Raw genomic sequence first — 7,909 nt, forward strand, 5'->3', positions numbered from 1 at the left:
TCCCCATTTCCTGCACGCGCCGGCCTCGTTGTGCTAAACGCACGAGCCCTGGTGCGGGGTTGCGTGAGATCGCAGAAGTGTCCTCCGGACTTCGGATGCGGCGCAGCGTTTTCCCGTACCCGAGCCGGGTAGACGGCGGGCGAAGGCCCGGGAAGCCGGGAGCGTCCGGAATGATGGATTTAGCCGACAACGTTGCGTAATCGTACGACTACCCAGCATGATGGTGGCGGCGATCGCAGCCACACGTCGTCCGCGCCGCCCTGGGGAGGCCGGCCGGACGACCGGGGGGTCCGAAGAGCTGGCTGCTCGCGCGAAGTCGGTAGGTACTGCAAGGGGGGACGTGTACAGATGGGCATGATCACTGACTGGCCGTCACTGGCGGCGTGTCAGAACGGGGACCCGGACGCGTTGTTCGTACAGGGCGCCGAACAGAACGTGGCGAAGAGGATCTGCCGGAGCTGCCCAGTTCGGTACGAGTGCCTGGCCGACGCGCTCGACAACCGGATCGAGTTCGGTGTCTGGGGCGGCATGACCGAACGCGAGCGGCGCGCGCTGCTGCGGCGACACCCGCAGGTGACCAGCTGGCGCAAGATGTTCGAGGCGGCCATGAAGAAGAACGCCAAGGAGAAGGCCGGCAAGGACAAGGTCCTGGTCACCACCGCCACCTGACCGCCGCGCGGGTCGGCGGGATCACCGCCGGCTGATCGCCTCACCGATCGTCCGCAGCCCGTCGACGTCGTGCACGTCGGCGGGCTGCGCCGTCACCGACACCGCCGGCACCGCCGGGAACGCCTCGGTGAAGCGGGCCGCCACCTGCTGCTCGCGTACCGCCTGCTGGGCCAGCGCCGCGTGCGCGCGCAGCACCTCGACGGTGCCCTCGTGCCCGCCCTCGGCCGCCAGCCGCTCCGCCGCGGCCAGGCTCTCCGCCGCGGTCAGGTCCGGCACCGCCGGCTCGTGCACCCGGTTGAGCACCAGGCCCGCCAGCGGCATGCTCTCGGAACGCAACCGGCCCGCGAAGTAGGCCGCCTCCCGGACCGCGTCCGGCTCCGGCGCCGCGACCAGCAGGAACGCCGTCTCCCGGGCCTGCAGGATCCGGTACGTCTGCTCGGCCCGCTGCCGGAACCCGCCGAACATCGAGTCGAGCGCGGCGACGAAGCCGGACAGGTCGGTGAGCAGCTGCGCGCCGAGCACCTTCTGCACCACCTTCGAGAACATCCCGAAGCTCGCGGTCACCAGGCTGAACATGCTCCGCCCGCCGCTGCGCGCCGGAGCCAGCAGCAGCCGCAGCATCCGGCCGTCGAGGAACCGGGACAGCCGGGCCGGCGCGTCGAGGAAGTCGAGCGCGGAGCGGGACGGCGGCGTGTCCACCACGATCAGGTCCCACTCGCCCCGGGCGTGCAGCTGACCCAGCTTCTCCATCGCCATGTATTCCTGCGTGCCGGCGAAGGTGGAGCTCATGGCCTGGTAGAAGGGGTTCGCGAAGATCTCCGCGGCCTTGGCCGGGTCGGTGTGCTGGAGCACCACGTCGTCGAACGTGCGCTTCATGTCGAGCATCATGGCGTGCAACTCGCCGCCGCTTGATTCGACGTCGATGCCCTTGACCTGCCGGGGCGTGTTGTCCAGCTCGGTCAGGCCGAGCGACTGGGCCAGCCGGCGGGCCGGGTCGATGGTGAGCACCACCGTCCGGCGGCCGTGGTGCTCGGCCGCGCGCAGCGCCAGCGCCGCCGCGGTGGTCGTCTTGCCCACGCCGCCCGCCCCGCAGCAGACCACGATCCGCACGCCGGGGTCGGCGAGGATCTGGTCGACGTCCAGCGGAGGCGCCGCGTCTTCGGAAGGCACCAATCGAGCGTATCGGTCCCGAGGGTGTCTCTGCTCCGTGCCGGCCGCAGGTGTGAGTCAATCCGCCCGGACGAGGACCTCGGCCAGCGTCTCCAGCCCGGCCCGGTCGACCCCGTCGGGCAGCAGCGGCAGCTCGGTCAGGGGCAGCCCCGGCTCCACCAGGTCACCGCGGAGCGAGTCCTCCAGCTCACGGCGTACCCGCTGGTCGCGCGCCTCGGCGGCGAGGCCGGCCACGGTCCGGGCGTCGGTCGGCAGGCCGGCGGCGGACAACCCCCGCTTCAGCTCCGCCGCGGTCACCGCGCGGCCGACGGGTACCGGCGGGCGGACGCCGTTGACGATCACCCGGCCGACCGGGAAGCCGAGCTGGGTCAGCTCGGCGACGGCGTCGAGCGTCTCCTGGACCGGCATCTCCTCCAGCAGCGTCACCACGTGCACGGCGGTCATCGGCGAGCGCAGCAGCGCGGACACGCCCTCGCTCTGGGTCTTGATCGGGCCGACCTTGGCCAGCCGGGCGGTCTCCGCCGTGACGTTGAGGAAACGCCCGATCCGTCCGGTCGGCGGGGCGTCCAGCACCACCGCGTCGTACGCCCGGCGGGACCCGCTGGTGCGGGTGGTCGCCTCCTTGACCTTGCCGGTGAGCAGCACGTCGCGCAGGCCCGGCGCGATCGTGGTGGCGAAGTCGATCGCGCCGAGCTTGCGCAGCGCCCGGCCGGCGGCGCCCAGCTTGTAGAACATGTCCAGGTATTCGAGCAGTGCCGCCTCGGCGTCGACGGCCAGGGCCCGCACCTCACCGCCGCCCGGCGCGTCGGTGAGGTGCCGCTCCTCGTACGGCAGCGGTTCGGTGCCGAAGAGCTGGGCGATGCCCTGCCGCCCCTCCACCTCGACCAGGAGGGTCCGCCGGCCCTCGGCGGCCAGCCCGAGGGCCAGCGCGGCGGCCACGCTGGTCTTCCCCGTGCCGCCCTTGCCGGTCACCACGTGCAGGCGGGCCGGCCATCTGCCGGCGGTCTCGGCCGGCTGCTCACTCGCTGCCATCCGTCGAGCCTAACCAGCCCGGCGGATCAGGCGACCTCGCAGACCCACCAACCCGTCTTCTGCACCACGGTGAAGCGCAGTTCCTGGTCGGCCACCTTCTCGTCGGCCGTGGTCATGGTGACCCGGGTGGAGACCGTGGCCCGGTCACCGGTCTGGTTGTCGACCACCGGGTTGGTCCAGCGGAACCGGGGGTTCTGGTACTGCCCGGCGTACTTCTGCACCTCGGCGACCTTGGCCGCGATCTTCCGGTCGTCCCGCGCCGCGGAGCAGACGAACGTGGCCGCCTTCTCGGCGTCCCGCTCCTGGTAGACCGCCTTGAGGAAGCCCTCCACCGCCACCTGCGGCTCCTTGGCGCCCCGGCCGTTCTCGCCGTCGCGCAGGGCGAGGAACGCGGCCGTCCCGCCGCCGCCGCAGAGCAGCACCGCCGCGGCCAGCACGAGGGAGGCGATCAGCAGGGTCGGACGCTTGCGTGGCGGCGGCCCCGCCGGGTACGCCGGATGGCCGGGCGGGGGAGCGGACCCCGGCTGCGGTGTCGCTCCGGGCGCGGGAAGGCCGGACGACGGTGGCGTGACGCCGGCGGACCCCGGCTGCGGAATGGGGTCGCCGGGCGTGCCGGTGGCGCCACCGACGGGCGGTTGGGTCATGTGTCTCCCCCGGGTTGCGGCGCGCCCGTCGCCGCCCCAGGCGACGGGCACGGGGTCGAGGTGCGGGCGCGCGACGGCGCGCGCCCAGTCCGGAAGGGTAGCGGTCGCCGGGCCGCTTGCCAGCCCCGCGTACGCGCGTGCCGGGCCCGATCTCGCCGTCGCGTTCCGGACCAGCCTTGTGTCGCATATGTGACTTGACGTGATCAGTCGTGCGCGTCCCGTTGCCGGGACTGGCTGGAGGTCCTACGTTCGTCGCGACGCGGGGGGCCGGACCGGGGACGTTCTGAGCCGGACGGCGGTGGTGGTGAACAGGTACGACGCCCGGAGGCAGCGGATGCGCGACGCGGAGAACATTCCCCGAGCCCAGTTCCCCGGCGACCGGGCCGGGCGGCCCGGCGACGCCGAGGGTCCCGGCGCGGGTACGCCGTTCAACGAGCGGTCGTACCGGCCCCCGGTCGAGGTGGTCCGCACGCTGGTCCGGCCGGCCGGACGGGGGCGTGACGAGGAGGAGCCCGGCTACGTCATCCACCTGCCGGTGCGGGTGCCCGACCTGGCGGCGGCCACCGCGCTGGCCGGGACGGTGGCCACCTCGCTGGGCTTCCTGGTCGAGCTGGACGCCGGGGAGACCACCGTCTCCACCGCAGACGACCAGAACAACAGGCACCGCGTCTTCTGCGACCTGCTGCTGCCCGACCGCAGCCGCTGCCCGCAGCGCTACGAGCACGAGGGCCCCTGCGGCGAGCCGCCCGCGCCGGAGCAGCGTCCCGCGTCCCGCTGAGGGCGGCGGACCGTAGGCTGTGCCTGACCGAAGTCCAAGTCAGGCAAGGGAGCCTTCCTCCGATGCAGAAGTGGGAATACGCCACGGTCCCGCTGCTGGTCCACGCGACCAAGCAGATCCTCGACAACTGGGGCGAGGACGGCTGGGAGCTGGTCTCCGTGGTGCCCGGCCCGAACCCGGAGCAGCTCGTGGCGTACCTGAAGCGCCCGAAGGGCTGAGCACCATGAGCAACGGACCCCACGCGAAGCTCGCCGAGCTCGGTCTCGACCTGCCCGAGGTGGTGCCGCCGGTGGCCAGCTACGTGCCGGCCGTGCAGTCCGGGCAGCACGTCTACGTCTCCGGTCAGCTCCCGATGGCCGACGGCAAGCTGCTCGCCACCGGCAAGGTCGGCAACGGCGTCTCCGCCGAGCAGGCGAAGGACCTGGCGCAGCGGTGCGCGCTGAACGCGCTCGCCGCGATCGACGCGCTTGTCGGCCTGGAGAACGTGGTCAAGGTGGTGAAGCTGACCGGCTTCGTGGCCAGCGCCTCCGGCTTCACCGGTCAGCCCGGCGTGATCAACGGTGCCTCCGACCTGTTCGGCGCGGTCTTCGGCGAGGCCGGCCGCCACGCCCGCAGCGCGGTCGGCGTGGCCGAACTCCCCCTCGACGCCCCGGTCGAGGTTGAGGTCATCGTCGAGGTCGCGTAACGCACCGTCCCCGTGATCTTGCAGTTCCGCCCCCGGCACAAGCCCCAGACGGGGACAAACCCGGGGCCGGACCTGCAAGATCGCGGGGAGTGGCGGGCGGAGTCGTACGATCGCTGCCATGGGTGGGCGTGTGAGCGGGGCCGCAGGGGCGCTCGCGGATGAGCTGCCCGGGTGGGTCTCGCTGCTGCGGGCGCCGAACCCGGGGCCGATGACGCTCGACGGGACGAACACCTGGGTGCTGCGGGCCGGCCCGGACGCGCCGGCCGTGGTGGTCGACCCGGGGCCGGCGGACGAGGCGCACCTGGCCGCGATCGCCGCGCACGGGCCGGTCGGGCTGGTGCTGATCACGCACGGGCACGCGGACCACACCGAGGGGGCGCCCCGGCGCACACCGCCGGCGGCCCGCCGCTGACCGTCGACAGCGCGTTCGACACCGGCCTCGACGTCCGGCTGCTGAGCACGCCCGGGCACACCGCCGACTCGATCTGCCTCCTGGTCGCGCACGGCGACGAGCGGGTCGTGCTGACCGGCGACACCATCCTCGGCCGCGGCACCACCGTGGTGGCCCACCCGGACGGGCACCTCGGTGACTACCTGTCCAGCCTGGAACTGCTCTCCACGTACCGCGGGGTCCGGGCGCTGCCGGGCCACGGCCCGGCGCTTGCCGACTGCGGCGCGGCGGCCGAGTTCTACCTGGCCCACCGGCGGGCCCGGCTCGACCAGGTGCGCGCCGCGGTGGACGCGGGCGCCACCACCGCGTTCGAGGTGGTCGAGGTGGTCTACGCCGACGTCGACAGGTCGCTCTGGTGGGCCGCCGAGTGGTCGGTCCGGGCCCAGCTGGAGTACCTCGGGGTGGAACAGCCGTGACCTGCCCGGTGTGCGGGACCGTCGCCGTGCCCGGCGCGCGGTTCTGCCACAACTGCGGGGCCGCGTTGCCGGCCGCCGCCACGCTGCCGGCCGCCGAGCGCCGGGTGGTCACCGTGCTCTTCGGCGACCTCTCCGACTTCACCTCCTGGTCGGAGGACCTGGACCCGGAGCGGGTCGGCGCGGTCACCGACCGGGTGCTGGCCGCGCTGGCCGGCGCGGTCAAGACGTTCGGCGGGCACGTCGACAAGCTCACCGGCGACGGGATCATGGCGGTCTTCGGTGCGCCGGTGGCGCACGAGGACGACGCCGAGCGGGCCGTGCGGGCGGCGCTGTCCATGCAGCGGGCCGTCCGCCGGGTGCTCGACGACGAGCGGGGCGGCGGCGCGCCGCTGGGCCTGCGGGTCGGTCTCAACACCGGGGACGTGATCGCCGGGATCCAGGCGGCGATCGAATACACGGTCATCGGCGACACCGTGAACACCGCGGCCCGGCTCGCCGACGCCGCCGCGGTCGGCGCGGTCTACGCCGGGGCGCGGACCTCCGCCGCCACCCGGCACGTCGCCTCCTGGCGGGCGCTGCGCCCGCTGCGGCTCAAGGGCAAGCGCGAGCCGGTCGAGGCGTACGAGCTGCTGGGCCTGCTGGACGCGCCGGGCACCCGTTCCGGCCTCGGTGACGAGGCGCCGTTCGTGGGCCGGGAGACCGAGATCGGCCGGGTCGCGGGCCGACTCGCCGAGGTGATCGACCGGGGCGAGCCCCGGGTGCTGCTGATGACCGCCGAGGCGGGCATCGGCAAGTCCCGGTTCGCGGCCGAGGTCGAACGTCTCGCCGCCGGCTACGACGTCGGCGCCGGGCGGTACGCGGCACACAGCGGCGCCCGGGTGCTCTCGGTCCGCTGCGCCGCGTTCGGCGAGCGCCGCCGGCTCGCGCCCCTGGCCGACCTGGTCCGCGCTAGCACCGCCGAGGTCGCCGGGCTGCCCGGGCCGGGCGCGGTCCGGCCGGACCGGGCGTTCACCGACCTCGGGTTCACCTCGGTCCGCGCGGTCGCGCTGCGGGACCGGCTGAACCGGGCCACCGGGGTGCGCCTGTCCGCGACCGCCGCGTTCGACCACCCCACGCCCGCCGCGCTCGCCCGGCACCTGGCCACGCTGCTGCGCGGCACCGCCGCCCGGGACGCCGGGAACCGGTCGGGGCCGGTCGTCACCGACGACCCGGTGGCGATCGTCGCCATGGCCTGCCGGCTGCCCGGCGGCGTCACCGGCCCCGAGGAGCTGTGGGAGCTGCTGGAGTCCGGGCGGGAGGGACTGACCGGGTTCCCCACCGACCGGGGCTGGGACCTGACCCACCTCTTCTCCGACGACCCCGACCGGCCCGGCACCTCGTACGTGCGGGTCGGCGGGTTCCTGGCCGGCGCCGGGGACTTCGACGCCACCCTGTTCGCGATCAGCCCGCGCGAGGCGCTGGCGATGGACCCGCAGCAACGGCTGCTGCTGGAGACGTCCTGGGAGCTGTTCGAGCGCGCCGGGATCGACCCGACCGCCTTGCGCGGCAGCGCCACCGGTGTGTTCACCGGCGTGATGCACCACGACTACGCGGCCCAGGTGGGGCAGCCGCCGCCCGGCACCGAGGGCTATCTCGGCGTCGGCACCGCCGGCAGCGTGGTGTCCGGTCGGGTCGCGTACGCGCTGGGCCTGGAGGGGCCCGCGGTCACCGTGGACACCGCCTGCTCGTCGTCGCTGGTGGCGCTGCACCTGGCCGCGCAGGCGCTGCGCGCCGGGGACTGCTCCCTCGCGGTGGCCGGCGGCGTCGCCGTGATGGGCACCCCGCAGGCGTTCGTCGAGTTCAGCCGCCAGCGCGGCCTCGCGCCGGACGGGCGGTGCAAGGCGTTCGCCGACGCCGCCGACGGCACCGGCTGGTCCGAGGGCGTGGCCGTGCTGCTGCTGGAACGCCTCAGCGACGCGCGCCGCCACGGCCACCCGGTGCTGGCGCTGCTGCGCGCCAGCGCGGTCAACTCCGACGGGGCGTCCAACGGGCTCACCGCGCCCAACGGGCCGGCCCAGGAGCGGG

At 74.3% G+C, this 7,909-nt stretch carries 9 protein-coding genes and 1 pseudogene; 7 read left to right on the forward strand and 3 right to left on the reverse strand.

Going from position 1 to position 7,909, the window contains the following annotated elements; all coding sequences use genetic code 11:
* Window positions 1-348: 348 nt before the first annotated feature.
* A complete protein-coding gene (locus HUW36_RS02270) occupies window positions 349-669 on the forward strand; it encodes a WhiB family transcriptional regulator (RefSeq protein WP_043327856.1) in 321 nt (106 codons plus the stop codon).
* Window positions 670-690: 21 nt separating this feature from the next.
* Here the strand turns inward: HUW36_RS02270 and bagB are convergent, their stop codons facing one another.
* Genes bagB through HUW36_RS02285 form a run of 3 tightly spaced genes read right to left on the reverse strand, consistent with a single transcriptional unit; the run spans window position 691 to window position 3,515 of the window.
* Entirely contained in the window at window positions 691-1,842 is a 1,152-nt protein-coding gene (bagB, locus tag HUW36_RS02275) for an ArsA family ATPase (protein WP_174526533.1), read from the reverse strand.
* A gap of 54 nt (window positions 1,843-1,896) precedes the next feature.
* The gene (gene bagA / locus HUW36_RS02280; RefSeq protein WP_174526534.1) at window positions 1,897-2,871 is read right to left on the reverse strand and encodes an ATPase BagA; all 975 of its coding nucleotides are present in this window, start codon (window positions 2,869-2,871) and stop codon (window positions 1,897-1,899) included.
* A gap of 26 nt (window positions 2,872-2,897) precedes the next feature.
* Complete coding sequence (locus tag HUW36_RS02285; RefSeq protein ID WP_174526535.1) at window positions 2,898-3,515, reverse strand: Rv0361 family membrane protein; 618 nt, start codon at window positions 3,513-3,515, stop codon at window positions 2,898-2,900.
* 334 nt (window positions 3,516-3,849) lie between these two features.
* Between HUW36_RS02285 and HUW36_RS02290 the strand changes: the two genes are divergently transcribed.
* The 6 genes and pseudogenes from HUW36_RS02290 to HUW36_RS34280 form a co-directional block, all read left to right on the forward strand.
* Entirely contained in the window at window positions 3,850-4,293 is a 444-nt protein-coding gene (locus tag HUW36_RS02290) for a hypothetical protein (RefSeq protein WP_174526539.1), read from the forward strand.
* A 62-nt stretch (window positions 4,294-4,355) separates the two neighbouring features.
* Window positions 4,356-4,511, forward strand: a complete 156-nt coding sequence (gene sp36 / locus HUW36_RS02295) for a Sp36 family protein (RefSeq protein ID WP_013289021.1) — start codon at window positions 4,356-4,358, stop codon at window positions 4,509-4,511.
* Window positions 4,512-4,516: 5 nt separating this feature from the next.
* Window positions 4,517-4,978 (forward strand): RidA family protein, encoded by a 462-nt coding sequence (locus HUW36_RS02300; RefSeq protein WP_174526536.1) that lies wholly within the window; start codon window positions 4,517-4,519, stop codon window positions 4,976-4,978.
* A gap of 208 nt (window positions 4,979-5,186) precedes the next feature.
* Window positions 5,187-5,569, forward strand: a pseudogene (locus HUW36_RS34270) (MBL fold metallo-hydrolase); the annotation flags it as partial.
* Window positions 5,570-5,752: 183 nt separating this feature from the next.
* Window positions 5,753-5,845: a hypothetical protein gene (locus tag HUW36_RS34275; RefSeq protein ID WP_246247802.1), complete on the forward strand. Its 93-nt coding sequence runs from the start codon at window positions 5,753-5,755 to the stop codon at window positions 5,843-5,845.
* Window positions 5,842-7,909 (forward strand): beta-ketoacyl synthase N-terminal-like domain-containing protein (locus HUW36_RS34280; protein ID WP_246247800.1); only part of this gene is annotated, 2,068 nt, incomplete at its 3' end. The genes HUW36_RS34275 and HUW36_RS34280, both read left to right, overlap by 4 nt.

Origin of the sequence: Micromonospora maritima (assembly GCF_902825405.1) — a bacterium.
Taxonomy (GTDB): Bacteria; Actinomycetota; Actinomycetes; order Mycobacteriales; family Micromonosporaceae; genus Micromonospora; species Micromonospora maritima.

Excerpts from the sequence above, each read along its gene's own strand:
- bagA (WP_174526534.1), bottom strand. The coding sequence starts at position 2,871 with ATGGCAGCGAGTGAGCAGCCGGCCGAGACCGCCGGCAGATGGCCGGCC.
- HUW36_RS02300 (WP_174526536.1), top strand. The coding sequence starts at position 4,517 with ATGAGCAACGGACCCCACGCGAAGCTCGCCGAGCTCGGTCTCGACCTG.
- HUW36_RS02290 (WP_174526539.1), top strand. The coding sequence starts at position 3,850 with ATGCGCGACGCGGAGAACATTCCCCGAGCCCAGTTCCCCGGCGACCGG.
- sp36 (WP_013289021.1), top strand. The coding sequence starts at position 4,356 with ATGCAGAAGTGGGAATACGCCACGGTCCCGCTGCTGGTCCACGCGACC.
- HUW36_RS02285 (WP_174526535.1), bottom strand. The coding sequence starts at position 3,515 with ATGACCCAACCGCCCGTCGGTGGCGCCACCGGCACGCCCGGCGACCCC.
- HUW36_RS02270 (WP_043327856.1), top strand. The coding sequence starts at position 349 with ATGGGCATGATCACTGACTGGCCGTCACTGGCGGCGTGTCAGAACGGG.